The organism is Paraglaciecola psychrophila 170 (assembly GCF_000347635.1).
GTDB classification, from domain to species: Bacteria; Pseudomonadota; Gammaproteobacteria; order Enterobacterales; family Alteromonadaceae; genus Paraglaciecola; species Paraglaciecola psychrophila.
Map to the genome: position 1 here is coordinate 4,770,633 of NC_020514.1, position 22,206 is coordinate 4,792,838.

25 protein-coding genes are annotated in these 22,206 nt (G+C 40.5%); 15 read left to right on the plus strand and 10 right to left on the minus strand.

From position 1 onward, the window contains the following. Positions 1 to 14: 14 nt before the first annotated feature. Entirely contained in the window at positions 15 to 2,303 is a 2,289-nt protein-coding gene (gene ptsP, locus C427_RS20905; protein ID WP_007643032.1) for a phosphoenolpyruvate--protein phosphotransferase, read from the minus strand. Between the two features lie 316 nt (positions 2,304 to 2,619). Next, a complete protein-coding gene (gene rppH, locus C427_RS20910; protein ID WP_007643031.1) occupies positions 2,620 to 3,150 on the minus strand; it encodes an RNA pyrophosphohydrolase in 531 nt (176 codons plus the stop codon). A gap of 102 nt (positions 3,151 to 3,252) precedes the next feature. On the opposite strand from rppH, the gene mutH reads away from it, so the two are divergent. Further along, entirely contained in the window at positions 3,253 to 3,918 is a 666-nt protein-coding gene (gene mutH, locus C427_RS20915; RefSeq protein ID WP_015431289.1) for a DNA mismatch repair endonuclease MutH, read from the plus strand. Between the two features lie 88 nt (positions 3,919 to 4,006). Here the strand turns inward: mutH and C427_RS20920 are convergent, their stop codons facing one another. From C427_RS20920 to C427_RS20930, 3 genes are all read right to left on the minus strand, one after another. Continuing rightward, the gene (locus C427_RS20920; RefSeq protein WP_007643027.1) at positions 4,007 to 5,437 is read right to left on the minus strand and encodes an aldehyde dehydrogenase family protein; all 1,431 of its coding nucleotides are present in this window, start codon (positions 5,435 to 5,437) and stop codon (positions 4,007 to 4,009) included. Between the two features lie 24 nt (positions 5,438 to 5,461). Continuing rightward, the gene (locus C427_RS20925) at positions 5,462 to 7,102 is read right to left on the minus strand and encodes an acetolactate synthase large subunit (RefSeq protein ID WP_007643025.1); all 1,641 of its coding nucleotides are present in this window, start codon (positions 7,100 to 7,102) and stop codon (positions 5,462 to 5,464) included. A 213-nt stretch (positions 7,103 to 7,315) separates the two neighbouring features. Beyond that, positions 7,316 to 8,344, minus strand: coding sequence for a CYTH domain-containing protein (locus C427_RS20930; RefSeq protein WP_007643023.1), 1,029 nt, complete (start codon positions 8,342 to 8,344; stop codon positions 7,316 to 7,318). Between the two features lie 199 nt (positions 8,345 to 8,543). Between C427_RS20930 and C427_RS20935 the strand changes: the two genes are divergently transcribed. The 9 genes from C427_RS20935 to rpoS all read left to right on the plus strand — a co-directional run bounded on the left by C427_RS20935 (position 8,544) and on the right by rpoS (position 15,420). After that, on the plus strand, positions 8,544 to 9,152 hold the full coding sequence (locus C427_RS20935) for a TIGR04211 family SH3 domain-containing protein (RefSeq protein ID WP_034900281.1): 609 nt from the start codon (positions 8,544 to 8,546) through the stop codon (positions 9,150 to 9,152). Between the two features lie 176 nt (positions 9,153 to 9,328). Next, positions 9,329 to 9,607: a cell division protein FtsB gene (gene ftsB, locus C427_RS20940; protein WP_007643015.1), complete on the plus strand. Its 279-nt coding sequence runs from the start codon at positions 9,329 to 9,331 to the stop codon at positions 9,605 to 9,607. A gap of 5 nt (positions 9,608 to 9,612) precedes the next feature. After that, on the plus strand, positions 9,613 to 10,329 hold the full coding sequence (gene ispD / locus C427_RS20945) for a 2-C-methyl-D-erythritol 4-phosphate cytidylyltransferase (protein WP_007643013.1): 717 nt from the start codon (positions 9,613 to 9,615) through the stop codon (positions 10,327 to 10,329). A gap of 18 nt (positions 10,330 to 10,347) precedes the next feature. After that, a complete protein-coding gene (gene ispF / locus C427_RS20950) occupies positions 10,348 to 10,842 on the plus strand; it encodes a 2-C-methyl-D-erythritol 2,4-cyclodiphosphate synthase (protein ID WP_007643011.1) in 495 nt (164 codons plus the stop codon). Further along, positions 10,839 to 11,888 carry a tRNA pseudouridine(13) synthase TruD gene (gene truD, locus C427_RS20955; protein WP_007643009.1) on the plus strand — a complete coding sequence of 350 codons (1,050 nt, stop codon included), beginning with the start codon at positions 10,839 to 10,841 and terminating at the stop codon, positions 11,886 to 11,888. Before ispF ends, truD begins: the two co-directional genes overlap by 4 nt. 51 nt (positions 11,889 to 11,939) lie before the next feature. Further along, entirely contained in the window at positions 11,940 to 12,578 is a 639-nt protein-coding gene (locus C427_RS20960) for a protein-L-isoaspartate(D-aspartate) O-methyltransferase (RefSeq protein WP_007643007.1), read from the plus strand. Beyond that, positions 12,575 to 13,519, plus strand: coding sequence for a polyprenyl-phosphate transporter (locus tag C427_RS20965; protein WP_007643006.1), 945 nt, complete (start codon positions 12,575 to 12,577; stop codon positions 13,517 to 13,519). Before C427_RS20960 ends, C427_RS20965 begins: the two co-directional genes overlap by 4 nt. Then, positions 13,519 to 14,370: a peptidoglycan DD-metalloendopeptidase family protein gene (locus C427_RS20970; RefSeq protein ID WP_007643004.1), complete on the plus strand. Its 852-nt coding sequence runs from the start codon at positions 13,519 to 13,521 to the stop codon at positions 14,368 to 14,370. Before C427_RS20965 ends, C427_RS20970 begins: the two co-directional genes overlap by 1 nt. A 66-nt stretch (positions 14,371 to 14,436) precedes the next feature. Further along, the gene (gene rpoS, locus C427_RS20975) at positions 14,437 to 15,420 is read left to right on the plus strand and encodes an RNA polymerase sigma factor RpoS (RefSeq protein ID WP_007643002.1); all 984 of its coding nucleotides are present in this window, start codon (positions 14,437 to 14,439) and stop codon (positions 15,418 to 15,420) included. A 75-nt stretch (positions 15,421 to 15,495) separates the two neighbouring features. On the opposite strand, the gene tpx is transcribed toward rpoS, so the two are convergent. Continuing rightward, complete coding sequence (tpx, locus tag C427_RS20980; protein WP_007642990.1) at positions 15,496 to 15,990, minus strand: thiol peroxidase; 495 nt, start codon at positions 15,988 to 15,990, stop codon at positions 15,496 to 15,498. Positions 15,991 to 16,200: 210 nt separating this feature from the next. On the opposite strand from tpx, the gene C427_RS20985 reads away from it, so the two are divergent. Next, the gene (locus C427_RS20985; protein WP_007642988.1) at positions 16,201 to 16,647 is read left to right on the plus strand and encodes a hypothetical protein; all 447 of its coding nucleotides are present in this window, start codon (positions 16,201 to 16,203) and stop codon (positions 16,645 to 16,647) included. Here C427_RS20985 and folA read toward each other — a convergent pair. Next, entirely contained in the window at positions 16,622 to 17,140 is a 519-nt protein-coding gene (gene folA / locus C427_RS20990) for a type 3 dihydrofolate reductase (RefSeq protein ID WP_409371882.1), read from the minus strand. The two genes, C427_RS20985 and folA, sit on opposite strands and share 26 nt — an antisense overlap. Before the next feature lie 242 nt (positions 17,141 to 17,382). Between folA and C427_RS28350 the strand changes: the two genes are divergently transcribed. From C427_RS28350 to C427_RS20995, 3 genes are all read left to right on the plus strand, one after another. After that, positions 17,383 to 17,508, plus strand: a complete 126-nt coding sequence (locus C427_RS28350; RefSeq protein WP_007642984.1) for a hypothetical protein — start codon at positions 17,383 to 17,385, stop codon at positions 17,506 to 17,508. 92 nt (positions 17,509 to 17,600) lie between these two features. Further along, positions 17,601 to 17,753 carry a PA2779 family protein gene (locus C427_RS26585; RefSeq protein WP_007642983.1) on the plus strand — a complete coding sequence of 51 codons (153 nt, stop codon included), beginning with the start codon at positions 17,601 to 17,603 and terminating at the stop codon, positions 17,751 to 17,753. Positions 17,754 to 17,767: 14 nt separating this feature from the next. Continuing rightward, a complete protein-coding gene (locus C427_RS20995; protein ID WP_007642981.1) occupies positions 17,768 to 18,295 on the plus strand; it encodes a PA2778 family cysteine peptidase in 528 nt (175 codons plus the stop codon). A gap of 485 nt (positions 18,296 to 18,780) precedes the next feature. On the opposite strand, the gene cgtA is transcribed toward C427_RS20995, so the two are convergent. The 3 genes from cgtA to rplU form a co-directional block, all read right to left on the minus strand. Next, positions 18,781 to 19,932: an Obg family GTPase CgtA gene (cgtA, locus tag C427_RS21000; protein ID WP_007642973.1), complete on the minus strand. Its 1,152-nt coding sequence runs from the start codon at positions 19,930 to 19,932 to the stop codon at positions 18,781 to 18,783. A 138-nt stretch (positions 19,933 to 20,070) separates the two neighbouring features. Continuing rightward, complete coding sequence (rpmA, locus tag C427_RS21005; protein ID WP_007642966.1) at positions 20,071 to 20,325, minus strand: 50S ribosomal protein L27; 255 nt, start codon at positions 20,323 to 20,325, stop codon at positions 20,071 to 20,073. 15 nt (positions 20,326 to 20,340) lie between these two features. Continuing rightward, on the minus strand, positions 20,341 to 20,652 hold the full coding sequence (gene rplU / locus C427_RS21010) for a 50S ribosomal protein L21 (protein ID WP_007642951.1): 312 nt from the start codon (positions 20,650 to 20,652) through the stop codon (positions 20,341 to 20,343). 251 nt (positions 20,653 to 20,903) lie between these two features. Between rplU and ispB the strand changes: the two genes are divergently transcribed. Beyond that, positions 20,904 to 21,875 (plus strand): octaprenyl diphosphate synthase, encoded by a 972-nt coding sequence (gene ispB, locus C427_RS21015; protein WP_007642950.1) that lies wholly within the window; start codon positions 20,904 to 20,906, stop codon positions 21,873 to 21,875. Positions 21,876 to 22,206: the final 331 nt, after the last annotated feature.

Genomic DNA, 22,206 nt, shown 5'->3' on the forward strand with positions numbered 1-22,206 from the left:
AGATTTAATTTATCTTAAATTCCAGCACGAACCAAGCCACCTAAACCAATTGATTCGAGATAATTATTTATTTCTTCACGCACATCTTGTGGATTATTTAAGGTCAACACTTTGGCTAGCAATTGTTCTGCACTACCAAGATGAATATTGCGTATTATCCATTTCACTTTGAGTAGGTTATGGTTATTCATGCTGAGCTTTCGATACCCCATTGCAAGTAGTAATACAACACCACCGGGTTCTCCCGCTAACTCACCGCAAACAGTCACCGGCACTTGAAATAATTCAGAATGTTTAGCAATGGTATGCAAAGCGCTTAATACCGCAGGGTGATAACTATCGTATAGTTCAGCCACGCGTGAGTTGTTGCGGTCTACCGCTAATAAATATTGGGTTAAATCGTTACTTCCAACTGAGAAAAAGTCAACAATTTTAGATAGCTGAGGTAGCTGATAAAGAACCGCTGGTACTTCAAGCATCACCCCAATTTTAGGCATCTGTAGGCTTTCACCATGCTCTTGCGCCTCTTCTTCAACCTCATAAAAAGCTTGCCTAATAAGACGTTTAGCTTCGCTAACTTCACTGACCGAGGTTATCATCGGCAACATAATACTTAAATTATCCAAACCAATACTGGCTCGTAGCATCGCCCTAATTTGCACTAAAAAGATTTCAGGGTGATCGAGTGTCAGGCGAATCCCTCGCCAACCTAAAAATGGGTTTTCTTCAGAGATAGGAAAATAAGGTAAAGGTTTGTCTCCCCCCACATCTAAAGTACGCATAGTGAATGGCTTGTTAGGCTCAGCTTCAAGTAGAGTTCTGTATAACTCTACTTGCTCTTGTTCAGTGGGGAATCGTTCACGCATCATAAAAGGTATTTCAGTGCGAAACAGCCCTACGCCATCAGAAAATGGATTATCATTTTTTTCTGCTTCAAGTGACAAACCGGCATTGGTAAAGAGTCGTATTTCACAGTTGTCAGTAGTGATGGCCGGCAAAGTATCTTCAGAACGAATCCGCTCAGATAACAATTGCTCTTCAAGCACTAGCTGGTCAAACTCACGCCTAATCGTGGCATTTGGCGAAACAATTACGTCACCCGTGTAGCCGTCGAGTAAAATTTCTTTTTCGTTCAGCAAAGCAATAGGTATATTACTCAGCCCCATCACAGCAGGCACACCCATGGCTCTGGCCATAATAGCTGCATGGGAGTTATTTGAACCACGCATCGACACTATGCCCATGAGCTTTTCACTAGGAAATTCCGCTAACATTACGGCAGTAACTTCTTCAGCAACAAGAATCGAATGTTCCGGTGGTTCTCGTTTCACCAGATTTTTAGCACTAATGCCCATTATATTGGCTAATACCCGATTCCCCATATCCTCAACATCTACAGCACGTTCGCGCATATAAGGGTCATTCATGGCTTGGAATTGACGGATATAATTCTCTACAACCATTTTTAAAGAGGTAGGCGCATCCCATCCCAATTTAATTTCTTTTTCAACATCTCGACCTAGACTGTTTGCATCAAGCAAGTGGTAATAAAGCTGAAAAATGGCACGCACATCATCAGGTACTTCACCCTGAATTCGCTCAGATAAAATGGCCATATCGGCTTGGGTTTGTTTCACTGCCTGACGGTAATTTTGAACTTGTGTTTGCTTATTTTTACTGCGCTTAGGAACATGATTACGAATACTGACCATCATGTTTTGTAAATAGCCTACACCACTGGCTAGTCCGGAAGAGCCTGGCACACCCTTTAACGATTTTTGCCAATCTTTGGGAATATTTTCTTGTAAAAGATTAATCGAGCCCCGCGCTTTAGCATTAGCAATTTCAACTGCCAATTGCATCGCCAGTGTCACCAAAAACGCTTCTTCGTCTTCACTAAAGCGTCTTTTATGTTGCTGCTGAAGTGTTAACACGCCTAATACTTTGCGTTGATGGATTATCGGCGCACCCAAAAAAGCGTGGTAATTATCTTCTTGTACTTCTGGATAATGTTTAAAGCGAGGATGCCTTTGAGCATCGCTAATATTGAGTGGCTCTTCACGTTGGCCGATTAAGCCGACTAAACCTTCAGAAAAACCAATAGAAACTTGGCCCACAGCACTTTTTGCTAAGCCTTCAGTCGCGACCAACATAAAATGCTGATGTTCGTAGTCAGCTAAATAAATACTACATGAGTCAACTTTTAAAGCTTCTATCAACCTGTTTGCCAAACAGCTTAAAGCATCGTCAAATACAGGGATTTGATTCACTTCTTGAACGATGCGTTTAAGCGTGGTTAACATTAGAAGTATTTATCTCTCATGTCTGAAGGTGAAGGGCGTATTGATTTTTCGTATATCACCGAGACTCAGGTCATTTATTTAGATACCTAGGCGTTCACTTTTCGTTTAGTCATTATAAACGAAAAGTGAACGACGAATTTAGGCTAATAAATTGCCCATTACTCGGATACCGACCCGAATGGTTTTCCTCAAAATACCCTCTCTCAGCTTTAAAAATCCGTTTATTTGGATGACCAAACATCACTGATTTTGACTTGATTGAGCGCATCTTGAGGAGAACCTCGGCGCAATACTAAAAGTCAATACGCCATTTTAATTAGGCCTTTCTACGACGCTTTGATTTTTGATAGCCACCCTGATTTTGCCCTATAATATCAGGCATAGCAGTAGGTGAAAACTCCTTCATCACACGGCGATACACATCCCGTTTGAAGGAAACCACATTGCGCACCGGGTACCAAAAACTCACCCAGCGCCAGTCGTCAAATTCAGGATGGCCTGATTGTAATAAGTCCACATCCTCTTCTTTACAGACAAGTTGCAGTAAAAACCACTTCTGCTTTTGTCCGATACAAACAGGACTGCTTCCCTGCCTAACCAATCGCTTAGGCAGTTTGTAACGCAACCAATTCTTGGTAACAGCCATAACTTTTACATGTTCTGGCTTTAAACCTACTTCTTCATGGAGTTCGCGATACATCGTTTGTTCGGCAGTTTCACCTTCATCGATTCCGCCTTGCGGAAACTGCCAAGAATGCTGCCCATAGCGCCTTGCCCAAAAAACCTGGCCTAACTCATTGCAAATCACTATGCCAACATTGGCGCGGAATCCTTCGGCATCAATCACTTAGACTCCCGAGAACTCAATTCTTTTAATATGCTGCATTCTTCCATAAACTACTGCGCATTCAAAGTAATAAAAAAAGTATATATAAGCTAACGGGCCCAAATGAAAATATTTAGTATGCCAAAGACCGAACCTAAATCTATCCAAGAGCTAATGCAAAGAGCAGAAATGTTAGCAGGACTTACCCTAGGTGAAGTCGCCGAAGTTGCGCGTATCAAAGTGCCCGTAAATTTCAAGCGAGAAAAAGGCTGGACCGGTCAACTCATTGAACTGTGCCTCGGAGCCAGCGCAGGCTCTAAGACCCAACAAGATTTTGCCCAATTAGGCATTGAGTTAAAAACCATTCCTATAGACGAACATGGCAAGCCTTTAGAAACCACCTATGTATGTTATGCACCGTTAACCAATATAGCCGGTATAGAATGGCAGACCAGCAGCGTCAAAAATAAAATTCAACAAGTACTTTGGGTGCCAATCGATGGTAGAAGAGAAGTCCCCCCACAAGATAGATGTATCGCGACCCCTTTTTTATGGTCGCCCAATGCATTTCAAAATAATCAATTAAATACTGATTGGGAAGAGTTGATGGAAATGATAGCCCTTGGCCATATCGAAAGTATTACCGCAAGGCACGGTCAATATCTACAATTACGTCCCAAAGCTGCCAATGGCAGTGCATTAACTGAAGCTATTGGTAAAAATGGTCAGGTCATTAACACCAGACCAAGAGGCTTTTATTTAAAAAAGAATTTACCCGACAAATCTTAGATACTTTACTTTAAAAATGAAGGACGTTAACGACAAGCCTGAGCTTTGCACTCAAGCTTATCGCTACATAAATGCTTGGCATCAAATGTTAACTTGGGGTCCTTAGCACCATCAACCTAATCTCAGTCATATCTTCCATAGCAAAGGTAATGCCTTCGCGGCCTAAGCCTGACTCTTTCACGCCGCCATAAGGCATGTTGTCTACTCGCCAGCTTGGTACGTCTCCGATGACCACGCCACCTACATCCAACTCGTTCCAAGCTTGATGGGCTTTGTAGATATCCCTAGTGAATACCCCTGCTTGCAGGCCAAATTGACTGTTATTCACTTCTTTCAGCGCTTCATCAAAATCACTAAATGAGCTGATAATAGAAACTGGGCCAAAAGCTTCTTCGGTATTGATGGCCGCATCATTTGGCACGTTCTCCAATAAGGTGGCTTGCAACATGTTTCCCTCGCGTTTACCGCCACATAATAAACTAGCACCCGCTCCAACAGCATCTTGTATCCAGGTATCTAATCGTGAAGCTTCTGATTCTGAAATCATCGGCCCAATAAAGGTATCTTCATTTAATGGGTCACCATGGACTAAGTTTGCGACTTTATCGGTATATCGTTGTTTGAATTCAGCGTAGATTGACTCATGCACAATGACTCGTTGAACACTGATACAACTTTGGCCGGACTGGTAATAAGCACCGAATACAATACGTTCGATTGCATCGTTTAAATCCGTGTCAGCATCAACCACACAAGCCGCGTTACCGCCTAACTCTAGGATCACCGGTTTCTTACCGGCTTTGGCTTTTAGCTCCCAACCAACTTGCGGCGAACCTGTAAAGCTTAGTAACTTGAACCTTTCATCTGTGGTGAACAAATCTGCACCGTCACGGCTACATGGAAGAATCGAAAATGCACCTTTAGGAAGGTCAGTCTCAGCTAATACTTCGCCAATAATCAAAGCACCTAGCGGCGTTCTGCTGGCCGGCTTAAGTACAAAAGCACAACCTGTGGCGATAGCTGGTGCCACCTTGTGAGCGGCTAAATTTAATGGGAAGTTAAAAGGCGAGATAAACGAACATGGACCAATTGGCACGCGTTTGTACATACCAGTGTAACCTTTAGCACGAGGCGTAATCTCAAGGTTTATGACTTCGCCATGCATACGCACCGATTCTTCAGCAGCAATTCTGAAGGTATCAATTAAGCGAGTCACTTCACCGCGAGAATCTTTAATGGGTTTACCTGCTTCAATGCATAAAGCATGGGCCAATTCGTCAAATCTTTCTTCAAAACGCTTTACACAGTGATTAAGAATGTTCTGACGCTCGTAGGGGGCCATTTTATTTAATAAAGGCTGACTTGCTGCTGCCGCTGCAATTGCTTGGTCAATAACCTTAGCATCAGCAAGAGCAGTGTGAGTCGCTACTTCATTAGTGTATTTATTGGTTACTGCCAAATCTTGATTGGCAAATACGGCTTCATTAGCCAGATAATAAGGGTAAGCTTTTGCTAACATAAATTCTCCTAAGTAATATCTGGGTTAAATAGATGCACTACGAATGCGCAGTGTTTGATTCAGGGTTTTATCGTTTAACGAATAATCCACAGGCACGTCAATTAAATGTACACCTGGCTCAGCTAAACATTTTTGCACTTGGGGTAGCAACTCATCAGCTGCAGCAATACGCCAGCCTTTGCCACCATAACTTTCTACATATTTAACGAAGTCGGGATTGCCATAATCCAAACCGTAGTTTTCAAACTCCATGTTAGCTTGTTTCCATTTGATCATGCCATAAGCATCATCACGCAGAATGATCACCACTATATGTAACTTAAGACGCACAGCAGTTTCTAACTCTTGGCTGTTCATCATAAATCCACCGTCACCACATACTGAAATCACGGGTCTATCTGGATATACCAATTTAGCTGCCATGGCTGAGGGTAAACCAGCGCCCATAGTTGCTAAGGCATTGTCTAGCAATAATGTGTTAGGCAAAGCTGCAGGGTAATTACGTGCAAACCAAATTTTATATACCCCATTGTCGAGAGTGACTATGCCTTCATCAGGCATCGCCCTGCGAATATCTCTGACGAAACGTTCCGGTAAAATGGGGAAACGATCATCGTTTTCACTTTCAGCTTTATGTGTAAGGTAAGCGTTATGGGCTTTAAAAAAGAAACTAAAGTCCCAGTTGGCTGAAGCAACAATCTGCTCTTTCATCTGCCAAATAGTATTGGCTATATCGCCAATTACTTCTAGTTGGGGAAAATACACAGGGTCGACCGCTGCTGGTTCAAAGTTTATGTGTATAACTTGCTGACCATCATTGTTCATAAAGAAAGGCGGTTTTTCTACCACATCATGACCAACATTGATGATTAAATCGGCGCGGTCAATGACACGGTGCACAAAGTCACCCGCTGACAAGGCGGTGTTGCCCATAAATAAATCATCTCTTTCGTCGAGTACACCTTTACCCATTTGCGTGGTGACGTAAGGAATGCCGGTTTTACTTACTAACTCTTTAAGCATTTTAGAGGTTAATTTTCGGTTAGCTGCAGCTCCGATAAGCAGTAATGGTGACTTAGCCGTTTCAATCATCTCTACAGCTCTGTTTATTGCTTTATATTCAGCAATAGGGCGTCTACTCACGCTAGGTGTTAATAAATAAGCACTAGTGTCTTCAGCCGCAATATCCTCTGGTAATTCAATATGCGTCGCACCAGGACGTTCATCATGGGCAAGTCTAAACGCTTCGCGCACTGCAGAAGGAATACGATCGCCACTCACAAGTTGGGTGGTGTATTTAGTGATAGGACGCATCATATCGACCACATCTATTACCTGAAAACGCCCTTGTTTGCTGGTTTTAACCGGCTTTTGCCCAGTAATCATTAACATGGGCATTGCGCCTAATTGCGCATATGCAGCAGGCGTAACTAGATTCGTTGCACCTGGGCCAAGCGTCGATAAACATACGCCAACTTTACCGGTTAATCGACCATAGGTAGCAGCCATAAATCCTGCGCCTTGCTCATGACGAGTCAATATTAGTTTGATTGGTGACTCTCGCAAAGATTCCAATAAGTCGAGATTTTCTTCACCTGGAATACCAAAAATGTATTCCACACCTTCTGCTTCCAGGGCTTTTACAAATAAATCAGACGCTTTCATGGGCGCTCCTATAGTTTTTGTAGGGTTAACAATCAATAAGGTTGTAGCCTTAACTTGTTTTCTATCTATATAGTCTGTTTGTTACTCGTGTGGGTAAAGTGTAAAAAAACGATTAGATAAATCTTTTTTTTACATACAACCAAACTTCATAAATAATTAGCCTTTAGAAATAAGTCGTATAAAGGACTTCCACTGAGTTGATTGCAGATATAATTAAATATCAGTAGACCAAGGTTGTTCCACTAAGCACTGCACGATGTCTAATTGCAACTGGGTTGTCTGCGCTTTTACCAGTAAGTTATATAGAGAATCTTTATCGGTTTGTTGTGTAACCAAAGACCAATTAGCGTTCAAATCCTTCAGTCTCATGTGTACGCTGTCTAATGGTGGACACGGGAAATGATGATTAAATTCGTCAAAATTATCGACTAAAGCAATTAATGTCAGTTGGATCGTCGTTGCTAATTCCGCACTATAATGACGTCTTATTTCAGCTGAAAACATTTGAAATTCTTGCAGCAGTGTTGTTAACAATCTGACATATGCTGCAGCGTCATGTTGTATATTTTTAGGCAGATTATGTTGATACGACTCGAACTTTTTGACTGACAAACCATCACGTAAATTGTATCCCAGTGCAGCCTTACTATCGTTGCCAATAGTGGTAGGCAGCAGGCTAACAATAAGTTTTGCTAATTTGAAAAGTGCTGCTGTAGAGCCTTTTTTTAGTTCAATTTCAATTTCGCAAATCGGTACACTTTTACTTCCCGATGTAACCTCACCTAGATCCCACACCAACTCTACAATTTCGCCATCTGAGAATTTAAGTAAATAGATTTGGCGCTCAAAGTGGGTGCTAAAAAGTGTTTCGACTTTAGCTTGCAAAGCATCAACATCAACCGTTTTGGGCCATGCTGACTTTGGAAACAATCTCAACTCAGGCACACTAACATTTTGCTTTTTTGACTCATCGAGTTGTACATTATACTCAGAGCGTTGATGTAACCCTCCCACAGAGTTTCCTGCGGTTTTTAAGGTTTGCTCAAACTTTCGGTTGTTTCCTCGAATTCTCAAGCCAATTTTGTGCTGTTTTAGGATTCTATCTGGTGTATCAAAATAATGGTTAGTAAGTACTTGAGTTTCTTGAATTACGCTAGCATTTAGTTGTGGCAATAACTTTGTTTCAATAATATCACCAGCGTATTGATTGGTGAGTAATTTAAGTTCAATTTCGTATTCCATAAAACCTTTTGGCTGATAAAGTGGGTTTCGATAAATTTATTGCACCTTAGCCTTTCAAATTCAACTATTCAATCAAGAACTGTCGCAAAAGCGCATCAGTACTGCAACCCAATCGACTTTAACGCAAATAGGCCCTTGCCTTTCTTTTAGCCAAGCCATACCATTTGCAGTTATATTTTTGGAGTAAGTTTTTTTGATTATGCGCAAGCAAATAGTTTTAGTTTTTTTATGCATCGCTAGCAGTCTTTTAAGTCTTCAGGCGGTGGCCCAAGAACCGAATGATAGTGAAGGTGAAGTTCGTTATATTTCTGATGATTTATTTACTTATTTACATGCTGGTCCTGGACGCAACTTCCGAATTTTAGGCACTGTTGTAGCTGGCACTCGTGTCACTTTGCTGCAAGAAGACGCAGAAAAAAACTTTGTGGAAATAATTGATGATAAACAACGAACAGGTTGGATCGATGCAGAGTTTATTAGTGTTAGTAGCAGTGTCAGAGCATTGGTTCCTGGTCTACAACAACAAGTAGAAGATACTGAACAAACGATCCAACAACAAAGGGAGAGTAATGATTTACTCAACCAACAAATAGCTGACCTTACTTCCCAGAATACGAACTTAAAAACGAAATTGAGTGATGCTGAAAAAGAAAACGTACAAATCACTCAAACTCTTGCTGATTACGATCAAACAGCACAAATGGAATGGTTTACCCGCGGCGGAATTGTTGCAGTCATTAGTTTACTCTTAGGGATTATCCTTACCTACTTGCCTAAGAAAAGGCGTAGAAACGATAATTGGATGTAACAAAATATTGTCTGACAGAATCTAAATTAACCACATTTTTTAACCAAAAAACGGCCTAATTCATGAGTTAAATAGTTTTCTTTGGCTAAGGAACAACATCTGGTTTTGATACCACTAGCCCTACCCTCAAAACCTCTGCATAATAAGCCAATGGCGACGAATTGGAGACAAAAATTATGAAATGGGTGGTGGCAGTTTTGTTCACACTATTTTGTCTGCTCCAATATCGTTTATGGTTTGGTAAAAATAGCGTACCTGATTTTATGATTATGAAAAAAGAAGTGGCGCTACAAGTCACCCATAATGCCAATTTAAGACAGCGCAATAGTTTGCTAAAAGCCGATATCCATGATTTGAAAATAGGCTTGGAAGCAGCTGAGGAACGCGCTAGAAATGAACTAGGATTGATAAAACAAGGCGAGACGTTTTATCGTATTTTGCCTTCTGACGATTAGTATTCATGCCTTCACTTTCTCAATATTCTGTTGTTGTACCTGCCGCCGGTATTGGCAAACGCATGAAAACAGATTGCCCTAAGCAATATCTGCATATTGCCGGTAAAACGATTATTGAACATACCCTCACTAATTTACTTGAACACAGCCAGGTACAACGCGTGATTCTAGTACTCAATCCAAACGATACATTATTCGCTCAATTACCCATTGCTAGCCATCCGCGAATTGAGGTGGTTGAGGGTGGCCAAGAACGTTGCGATTCAGTGTTAGCAGGGCTGAATTATCTATCAGATAATGAAGAGTGGGTGTTAGTACATGATGCAGCACGCCCTTGTTTTGCTGCAACAGATTTAAGCACCCTGCTGCAATTAGCTGAACAAGGCAGTATCGGTGGGATATTGGCAACACCCGTCCGAGATACCATGAAAAGAGCCTTTGATGTCAACGTAAACCGGCAAAACATCGTTAAACACACTGAGTCTAGAGAACACTTGTGGCACGCCTTAACACCACAGTTTTTTAAGCTGGCTGCGTTAAAAAAAGCTTTAAATACAGCCGCAGAGCAAAAGATAAACATCACTGATGAAGCATCTGCCATCGAACTATTAGGCGAAAAAGTATTGTTAGTAGAGGGAAGCGCCTCAAATATCAAAATCACCCAACCTGAAGATTTGTTGTTAGCCGAATTTTATCTAACACAAAACAAGCTGAACAATTAATGGAGATTTGACTGAGGTATGAGTATTAGAATTGGCCATGGCTATGACGTGCATAAATTTGGCGGCAGCGGCCCTATTGTAATTGCCGGAGTGAAAATCGAGCATGATATGGGTTTGATTGCCCACTCCGATGGCGATGTAGTGTTACATGCATTATGTGACGCATTATTAGGTGCTTTGGCATTGGGAGATATTGGTAAACATTTTCCAGATACTGACCCAACACTGGCAGGAGTGGACAGCCGCGAGTTACTTCGCCACGTCTATAAACTTATTACAGATCAGCAATATCAACTCGGGAACTTAGATCTGACTATTGTTGCTCAAGCCCCAAAAATGGCACCTCATATTGAATTAATGCGTAAAAATATTGCTGAAGACTTAAGTGCCGATATTGCACAAGTGAATGTAAAAGCCACAACTACCGAAAAATTAGGCTTTGCCGGCCGTAAGGAAGGTATGGCCGCTTACGCGGTGGTTCTGCTGACTCAACAATTAGATACTGCCCAATGAAAATAGATCACTGGCTATATCAATATCCTAAGCTAAATATTTCCGGGCAATTTAAGTCTTCTGCTGAAGACTTTCAGGTCACCGAAATATTAGGCTACGAGCCTATTGGCGAAGGTGAACATATCTACTTGTGGGTACGTAAAACCGGGTTAAATACCGCTTACTTAGCCGAGCAAATTGCTAAATTTACTCGGCTGCCATTAAGAGCAGTAACTTATGCTGGCCGCAAAGACAAACATGCGCAAACTGAACAATGGTTTAGTGTGCATCTGCCGGGCAAAGGTGAGTTTGATTGGACCCAATTCAATGAGCCAGGGGCGCAAATACTCAAATCAATACGCCACAATAAAAAACTAAGGACTGGGGTATTAAAAGGCAATCGATTTAATATTACTCTCAGACAACTCAACTCGACATCCGGCATTGATGAGCGACTGCAACAGATAAAACTGAGCGGTGTCCCAAATTATTATGGCTCACAACGGTTTGGCAGCACTAAGCATGACCCTCGAGGCGGAAATTTAGTCTTGGCTGAAAAAATGATGAGCGGTGAATCTATCCGTAACCGAAACAAACGTTCAATGGCTATTTCAGCTCTACGTTCTTGGCTCTTCAATGAAATGCTAAACAGCAGATTGCAGAATGATTGTCTAAATAAACCTTTGCTTGGTGATGTTATGCAATTATCAGGCAGTAATAGCTACTTTTGTGCAGAGCTTATAGATAACAACATTATTCAGCGCATAGCACAGCGGGATATATATTTGTCTGCTCCTTTGTGGGGAAAAGGTCTCTTAGCCAGCCAATCTGAGGCATTACAGTTCGAGCAAGATTCGGCTCAACAACATATTACAGTCACCCAAACCCTTGAAGATTTAGGCTTAAATCAAGAAAGAAGGGCAATAAACTTATTTCCAAATGATCTTGAATGGACATGGGCAGATGATACCTTAAATCTAATTTTCACACTTCCAGCAGGCACCTTTGCTACCTCAGTATTACGGGAATTGCTAGATGTACAAGATAACAACTTAGCTAAGGTTTAAAACCCTAAAGCATACAAATTTACAGCAAATAAGAATAAAAATAGGCATGACATGAGATTAACATCACGTAAAGGTGAAAGCCTTGCTCAACTTCTTCATAAAGAAGGTATCAGCAGCGCCAAAGTACTGACCGCTATAGCTAAAACGCCTAGAGAGCTTTTTTTGCCTGATGCGTTAAAACACAAAGCCTATCAAAATACTGCTTTGCCTATTGGTCAAGGACAAACCATATCCCAGCCCTACATTGTCGCTCGTATGACAGAGTTATTATTAGAGTCTGACAATCAAGTTCAAACCGTGTTAGAAATAGGTACAGGCTCAGGCTACCAAACCGCAATACTGGCGCAATTGTTCACTAATGTTTATTCAGTTGAAAGAATAAAAACCCTACAGTTTCAAGCTAAGCGACGCATGAATCAACTGGACTTACATAATGTGAAAATGAAACATGGTGACGGCTGGTTAGGTTGGAGTAGTAAGGGTCCATACGATGCGATCATCGTTACCGCAGCAGCAAAGTCAATGCCAAAAGAGTTATATCAGCAACTGAATGATGGCGGCCGTTTAATTATTCCTGTTGGGGAAGAAAATCAACAGTTACATTGTATTACCAAACGCGGTGATGAATTTGAAACAAAGATCATCGAAGCTGTTAGGTTTGTGCCTTTAGTGGCAGGAGATATTATTTGAAAACGTCAAGAACAAAGTCTGGCTATGTAAGCGTAGCCGCTAAAGGCATATTGATGGGTGCCGCAGATGCGGTACCTGGAGTATCAGGCGGCACAATTGCCTTTATGACTGGCATATATGAAGAACTATTATTTTCCCTTAGGCAGTGCAGCACTAGTGCTGTGAGAGTATTGTTTCAAAGCGGCATTAAAGCCACTTGGCAACACATTAACGGTGGATTTCTACTGGCATTATTCAGTGGCATTATTCTGAGTATTTTAACCCTATCTAGAGTGGTGTTATATCTTCTGGATAATCATCCGATATTACTTTGGTCTTTCTTTTTTGGACTCATATTGGCTGCCGTGTGGTCGGTTATTCGGCATATCGAGAAATGGGAAATAGGCGTTATCGCTACCTTTTTAATTGGTACTGTTGGGGCATTTTTTATTACCACTATTAGCCCTACCACAATTGAAACCTCACCTTTAATCGTATTTTTATCTGGCATGATTGCTATATGTGCCATGATTTTACCTGGCATCTCTGGCAGTTTTATATTGCTGCTACTAGGTATGTATGCACCGATGTTATTAGCGGTAAAAGAATTACAATTTACGACTTTATGCATATTTGCCGGTGGCTGTATAGTGGGTTTATTGAGTTTTTCTCATGTACTAACTTGGATGTTTAAACATTATAAAACAATGACTTTGGCGTTATTAGGTGGATTTATGCTGGGCTCGTTAAATAAAGTTTGGCCCTGGAAACAAACCATTGAGTCAGTGATCGATCGTCATGGTAAAGAGGTGCCCCTATTACAAAACAACATACTGCCCCACACATTTGAAACACTACACACCCAACCTGCCTATATGTGGTACGCAATTATATTAATGATATTTGGCATCATAATGGTTATTGCACTCGAAAAAATAGGTACTAAACCAGCTGATCATTAATGAAAGTATTTAATCAAAAAATAGTATTGTCTAAAAATATATCAATTTACTTTGGCATGCTATTTTGCTGTTTAATCAATATGAGCTGCTCAAACCGCAGTCAACCTGCTCCAGTATCTGAGCTTTATCAAGGTAAAACATTTCGAGATTTTGAACAACAGGGCTATTCAGCTAAGACATATCCAGTTAAAGCTGGTGATACCTTATATTCTATTGCTTGGTATTCGGGTAATGATTACAGGGACTTAGCGAGAATAAATAAGATTTCGTCTCCTTATCAGATACAGCCAGGGCAAATCTTGACGCTGGTCAAGTTAGCAAAGTCAAAACCACCAAAGCTGAAGAAGAGCACTGGTCACACCTCAAAAGTAATTATAAATCAATCTGTTGACCGCTCTAAAAAGCAGGCGTATGGTGAAAGCGAACAAATTTTAAACACGGATCCAATTGGATCATCTACCGGTCAATTTCCTGATCGAGTTAAGAGTTGGCATTGGCCCACAAATGAAACTGTTTCAAGAGGTTTTTCGGCCAAAGAACAAGGCAACAAAGGCTTGGATTTTTCAGGGACACTTGGGTTACCAATTTTGGCAGCCGCCGATGGGAAAGTAGTATACGCGGGCGACGCATTACGTGGATTTGGAAAATTAGTCATTATCAAACATTCCGACGCTTATTTAACGGCCTATGCACATAATGACAATATAGTAGTGAAAGAAAAGCAGTGGCTAAACGCAGGCCAACAAATTGCCACAATGGGTAGAAGTGGAACCGATAAGGTTAAGCTTCATTTTGAAGTGAGATACAAAGGAAAATCCGTTAATCCTTTGCGCTATCTACCTAACAGATAATAACAATAAATAATAAAAACATATCAGGAGAATTTGTAGAAACACTACCTTTAAGGAGTCATGATTATGGGTCAAGAAAAAACAGTTGTATTGGAAGTTAATGCTTTCAGCGATATTGAAGATGCAGTAGAGCGAGAACTTGTCAAGGCCGATAAAAAAGCCGAAGAACAGTTAGAAGATATTCTAGCTAATAAAGAAGATAAACCCAAAAACCTCGATGTAACTCAGTTGTATTTAGGCGAAATAGGGTTCTCCCCCTTATTATCCGCAGAAGAAGAGGTGTATTTTTCACGCCGCGCCTTAAAAGGTGATGAAGCATCTCGAAAACGAATGATTGTCAGTAATTTGCGTTTAGTAGTCAAAATCGCGAGGCGTTACAACAATCGTGGTTTGGCATTACTTGATTTAATCGAAGAAGGAAATTTAGGTCTTATTCGTGCTGTCGAAAAATTTGATCCTGAGCGAGGTTTCAGATTCTCTACTTATGCCACTTGGTGGATTAGACAAACCATTGAACGTGCAATTATGAACCAAACCCGCACGATTCGTTTACCTATTCATGTAGTAAAAGAACTCAATGTTTATCTGCGTGCAGCTAGAGAACTTTCTCAAATGCTCGATCATGAACCTACCCCGCAAGAAATTGCTGAATCGTTAGATAAACCTGTTCGCGACGTCATCAAAATGTTGCGTTTAAACGAAAGAATAACCTCTGTTGATACCCCTATAGGTGGTGAGAACGACAAGGTTTTACTGGATGTTATAGCTGATAACAAGGGCCATGGCCCTGAAGAAGATTTACAAGACTCAGACATCAAACTAAATATCATAAAATGGTTGGAAGATCTTAACCCTAAGCAACGTGAAGTGTTAGCAAGACGCTTTGGGCTGTTAGGTCACGAACCTTCCACCCTTGAGGATGTTGGGTTAGAAATTGGGCTTACCCGTGAAAGAGTTCGTCAAATTCAAGTGGAGGCTTTGCGACGCTTGAGAGACATGTTGGGCCACAAAGGTTTAGATTTAGAAGCTTTATTCAATAAACTTACTTAGTGTTTACACACCTCACAAAATCAAAAAAGCCTCACATGAGGCTTTTTTTAGTAACAAACTTGAGTGTTTTGACTTTTATAGAACAGCTGTAGCTGCTGCATAATCAGGCTCATCAGTAGTTTCAGCGACTTGTTCAGTGTAAACAACATTGCCTTGTTCATCGATCACCACTACGCTTCGAGACAATAAACCAGTCAGAGGACCATCACTAAAACTCACACCATAATCAGTGCCAAAACTTCCTCTAAAACTTGAGCCTGTGACTACATTTTTAATGCCCTCTACTCCACAGAATCTTGCTGCAGCGAAAGGTAGGTCAGCTGATACGCATACCACTTTAGTATTTCTTAATTCACTGGCCTTTTGATTAAAAGTACGGATTGAGGTAGCACACACACCCGTATCCACTGAAGGAAAAATATTTAAGATCAGTTTTGATCCTTTGTAATCTGCTAATGTTGTTTCCGATAAGTCAGTTTCTACTAAAATGAAGTTAGGCGCCTTAGACCCTACTTTTGGTAAATCACCGCATGTATTAAACGCGTTTCCTTGCAATGTCACTGTGGCCATATTGATATTCCTAATGAGTTTCTTAAAGGTCTATTGTAGTTCAAATAATTTGCATAATCAGATAACTGTCGCTAGATAGTATTTTAGACAGTACTATGGACTTATGATATCCAGCATTCCCAAAAGACCATGAACTCTACAATAAGATTAATTATTTCAGCGGTTATCTCGTTTGTTTTTTATTTTACCTGGTCATATTGGGCAAACGGGATGGCTACAGATGATCAGGCATTAGTGCTTAGATCCGCATTATTACAGGGCACACTCAGCGCCACTATTACCATATTGTTTACCTTCATTTTAGAAAAATCAGTATCTAAATTTGGTAAGAGTTACCTATCGCTCATGTTTATAGTACCCATTATTTGTACTGTGCACTCCAAGACGTCGCAAAATATTGCTATTTTTAAAACATTTAAAAATGCACTCGATAATTCAGCAAAATATCTAAGTAACAATGTCATCCCTGGCAGTTTATTAGCGCCTTTGTTGCCTATTGCAATCCAGGCCAGTATTGCCATCAGTGTTAACTGGGTTAATCAAACTCCAAACTTATGGTTGACTGTCGCACCGAGCATTTTGATTACCGCTATTTATGGCTATGCGTATACTTTCACCTTGTTGTCGAAACCTAAACAGCCTGTTTTAGAAGAGTAATAAAACGGTAGGCATAAGGATGTAATGATTCTGCTTGATGAGCTTCATTATCTAATTCTTGCCAATTATACCTTGCTAGATAATCAGGAAAATGAGTATCACCAGCTACGTCCAAATCAATAAGAGTCAAGTAAAGTTGATGGCAAAATGCTAGGAAGTGCTTATAAATAGTGCCCCCACCGATGATCATCACTTCAGGAGTTTCAACTTTCTGTTCTCTACAATATCTTTCAGCCACATCAATAGCCTGTTCACAGCCCTGCACCACCGTTGCATCTGTGAGCTTAAGATCAATATCTGAACTGACCACGATGTTTAGTCGCCCAGGTAATGCTTTACCTATAGAAACGTAGGTTTTACGACCCATAATAATCGGTTTTCCGAGGGTTATTTTTTTAAAGTGCTTGAGATCTGCAGGCAAATGCCAAGGCATCGCATTGTCGGCACCAATGACCCGGTTGTTGGCCATTGCAGCTATCATTGATATCTTCATTTTGAATATTACATCGATTATTAAAAATCTAATTTTACACAATTTAGCTTTGAGTTGACACGGACCAACAATCTAATGTTTACATAAAGACGGATAAAAATTTGTTACACCTGAAGAAATCAAAGATATCGTTATTTATGAGTGATGAGAAAACACACTAGCCCTTAATATGCAAAGTAAAAATAGGCTTGATAGCTTAAAATTTGTTCTCCTATTATCAAATTTATTTTTTTGGAGAAAGAATGAAACACTTAAATCTTTTTACCTGTGCAGCCTTAATCAGTTTGGCTTTGTCGGGAACAACACATGCCGGAGTTTTTACTTCTGAGCAAGTTATTCAGTTTCAGCAGTTTGATTTTAATAAATAATAAGTCTTGAACATGATTGATGATGCAACTGTACAACATAAATTAATTGCACTAGGCGTAAATGCAGATGACGCACTAAAAGGTTAGATACGATGACCCCACAAGAGGTAACTGAGCTAAATAGACAGTTAAACCAAGCGCCTGGGGGAGTGATTGTAGGCACCGTTGTGACTGTACTTGTTGTCGTAGCAGTCCTCGAACTAATGGGTATTACCGACGTTTGTCCCTTTATTCGACCCATATAGGTAACTTAGGTTAAATGCTTAGCAAAAAGCGGTGGATCAGTGCATTAACGTGTTCACTGCTATTATTACAAGGCTGTCAAAATACACCACAAACTGAAATGCTCAGTGGCTCTATTCTGAATAATGTCAGCCCGAGAAAATTGATAAAAGACGTCCCTTTTTACCCACAAGAAAAATTCTTTTGTGGTCTCACTACTCTTTCTGAAGCATTGAATTTTTATGGACACTCAACCACCCCAGAAAGTATAGCGCCTAGTTTATTTATTCTAGGTCGAGAAGGCAGTTTACAACTCGAAATGATTTCAGCAGCCAGATCGTATGGTCTTTTAGCCTACTCCACTCAATCTGACTTTAAGACTCTATTCTCGCTTATTGACAATGATGTGCCCGTCATTGTTTTCCAAAATGTTGCGGCATCCTGGTTTCCAATGTGGCATTACGCTTTAGTTATTGGTTATGGCCAAATCGAACAAAAAATAATCCTACATACTGGCGAGGCAGAAGTTCACGAGATGTCATACGAATTGTTTGAAATAGTTTGAAATAGTTTGGCAAAGAGGAAATTATTGGATATTGGCTTTATTAAGATCGGAGCAAACTCATAAGTACTTAGACCTATTTATCTATACTCAAGCGGCTCACGATATGCTCAAGATTGGCTTAAATGAGACGGCACTTTCTCACTTATCACAGCAACCGAAGTTTGGCCGAAACAATGGTTATCCTATTTTTTGCTAGGTAATCACTTTCTTAATATTTCAGCCGAAGCGGCAAGTTGGTTTAGCGAAGGATATAAGTATGCTTCTGACATACCAGAATATCTTAATAATTATGGGTATGCTTTGGTTTAAAAAGGGTGCATTAGCGCTGCAAAAGAATTAATAACGTCAGCATTAACAATAACACTTATTGACCAAAACCTATTGGCTACCAAGAATCAATTTGATTTAATTCAGATAGCCCATGACACGGCACTGAAGGATCATTGCGCGTCATACGCATTATATAGCGATGACGCGTTATTTGGTCATCTCTTGGTGTAAACCACTTCTACACCAGAGTCATCATTATCATCGAAGTCATCATCATAGGCATCTTCAATAATATCTTTATGATACGTATCCCACTTGAATCCCACCTCTTCATCCTTAATTTCAGGTTCAACTTCAGCAGGCAGTGCCTCAATGAAGTCCATTGATTTCATACACAATGCATGTGTACCAAGTTTCTGGAATGCTGAAATTTGGAAATATTCACCTTGCCATTCAAGTGCTTCTGCAATCTGCTTGCACAACTCATTGGCTTCATCTTCGAGCATCAAATCGATTTTATTAAATACTAACCAACGTGGCTTAGCAGCCAGTTTCGGGCTGTATTTTTCAAGCTCTGCGACAATGGCTTTAGCGTTCTCAACAGGGTCTGAACCATCTGCTGGCATCAAATCTACCAGATGTAATAACACTCGGCAGCGCTCTAAATGCTTTAAAAATTGAATACCAAGACCTGCGCCTTCTGCAGCACCTTCAATTAAACCTGGAATATCAGCAATAACAAAGCTTCGCATAGAGTCCAAACGCACCACACCTAGGTTTGGTACCAATGTAGTAAAAGGGTAATCAGCGACTTTAGGTTTGGCTGCTGAAACACTGCGAATAAAAGTAGATTTCCCAGCATTAGGCATACCGAGTAATCCCACATCGGCAAGCAACAATAATTCTAACTTTAAATGCCTGACTTCACCTGGTGTGCCATCAGACTTTTGTCTTGGCGCACGATTAGTACTGGTCTTGAAACGAGCATTACCTAAGCCATGAAAACCACCCTGGGCCACTTTCATGCGCTGGGTATGTTTGGTTAAATCACCTAATACTTCTCCCGTTTCGCTATCGGTCGCGCGAGTACCAACCGGCACTTTCACATCTAGGTCAACACCGCCTCTACCAGTACAATTAGCACTTTGGCCTTTTTTACCGTGCTCAGCACGATGAAATCGTTCAAAACGGTAATCTATCAAGGTGTTTAAATTTTCATCTGCAACCAAATAGACGCTTCCGCCATCACCGCCATCACCTCCGTCTGGGCCACCATCTGGCACGTATTTTTCGCGGCGAAAACCGACTACACCATTACCGCCATTACCTGCATCAACACGGATATCAGCTTCATCTACAAATTTCATTACTTAACGACACCTTGAATGTTACTCAATTGAGCCTAGTATAGTCTGTTGAATACCAAAATGGATTCACTTTTTACTAGTTCAACAAAAAACCCCGCTTAAAGCGGGGCTTTTAAAAAATCTATGCGTAATTGCTAATTAAGCAATGATGCTCACAAATTTACGATTTTTAGGACCTTTTACTTCAAACTGAACTTTACCATCTGATAAAGCGAATAAAGTATGATCTTTACCGATACCCATGTTGTTACCCGCGTGGAACTTAGTACCCCGTTGACGAACAATAATGTTACCTGCTAGAACTGACTCACCACCGTAACGCTTAACACCTAGGCGTTTACTTTCTGAATCACGGCCATTGTTAGTACTACCACCAGCTTTTTTATGTGCCATTTGTATATACTCCTATTAAGCGCTGATACCAGTGATCTTCACTTCCGTGAACCACTGACGATGACCCATTGTGGTTCGTGAATGTTTACGACGACGGAACTTAACGATTTTAACTTTATCGCCACGTCCGTGCGTTACAACTTCAGCTGTAACCTTGCTACCACTTACAAAAGGGGTACCAATTTTAATATCGTCACCATTACTTACCATTAAGATGTCATCAAATTCAATTGACTCACCTGGAGCCACTTCGATTTTTTCTAGACGAAGGATTTGACCTTCAGCCACACGGTGTTGTTTGCCACCACTTTGGAAAACCGCGTACATAATTAAACTCCGCACTGTGTCTCTTGACACTTATATTCAAAAACAGGCGGCGAATTGTACGTGAACAGATAATACCGATCAAGCACATTTCAGAATTAATTTGGTTAAATATCAAACGCTTTAATATCGTTTCAGTTTTTTCGTACTACCAAGCCAAAGAGTCACTGGATACCCCGATAAATTACTGTAAAATCAATTAGCGTATTTACATCACGTAACTCAACTTCAAAAAAACGGGTAAAAACGGCAGTATGAAATTAGAAACAATTAATCAACTAGCTCGTACAGATATGATGGCGGTAAACAGGCTCATTCAACAACAAGTGGACTCTGAAGTGTCGTTGATTAACCAATTAGGCTTTTATATCGTTAACAGCGGAGGAAAACGCTTAAGACCTTTGCTGACTGTTTTAGCAGCAAGAGCACTTAACATACAAACAGATCAGCACCATACCTTAGCTACTATAATCGAGTTTATTCACACTGCCACACTACTTCACGATGACGTAGTCGACGAATCCACTATGCGCCGCGGTAAAGAAACGGCCAATGCCGTATTTGGTAATCAAGCTAGCGTTCTAGTAGGAGACTTTTTATATACGCGTTCATTTCAGATGATGGTTAGTTTGAAAAGTATGCGTGTAATGCAAATCTTGTCTGATGCTACCAATGTCATAGCAGAAGGTGAAGTACTTCAATTGATGAACTGTAACGACCCTGAAACCAGTGAAGAAAGTTATATGCAAGTGATTTACAGTAAAACTGCACGTTTGTTCGAGGCTGCTACTTTGCTAGCCGCGGTATTAACTGATCAGGGTGAAGAGATTGAATTCGCAATGCAAGAGTACGGTAAATACTTAGGAACAGCGTTTCAATTAGTAGATGACATTCTTGATTATGCAGCAGATTCAGAGGTAATGGGCAAAAACGTGGGTGACGATTTAGCAGAGGGTAAACCAACACTGCCTTTACTATATGCAATGTGGCACGGCACTGATGAACAAAAAGCACTCATAAAAGAAGCGATTGAAACCGGTAATGGAATGCATAACTTCACAGAAATCATGGCAGCAATGGAACAAACTGGCGCATTAACCTATACCAAAGAACGTGCAGCAGATGCATCTGAAAAAGCAATTAAAGCATTAGATAATGTTCCCAGCTCAGAATATAAGGATGCATTAATAGGATTAGCCAATATCGCCCTAGTAAGAGCAGCTTAACTCCATTTTTCGTTATTTTCCCTCATCGAAAGCGTTTAATCCACAAATGACCTGTGGCAATAAAATTCAGTAGATTTAACAACCATTAATAATCGTTTTGTCTTAAAACGATTATTAATGCTCATAATTCAACATTTACCCAATAATAATTGTAAATAAATTCTTACACTCAGGGCCATTTAGCGTCGGCTTATCCATATCTGACAAGTCAAACAGTACATCTTATTGGCCAAGCGTCCAACTTACGTATACTATCTTGAGGGAGGTTCACTACCTCTTAATATTAAAAGTCGTTTAAACGACAAAACAAACTAAAATTGTGGTCCAGGGA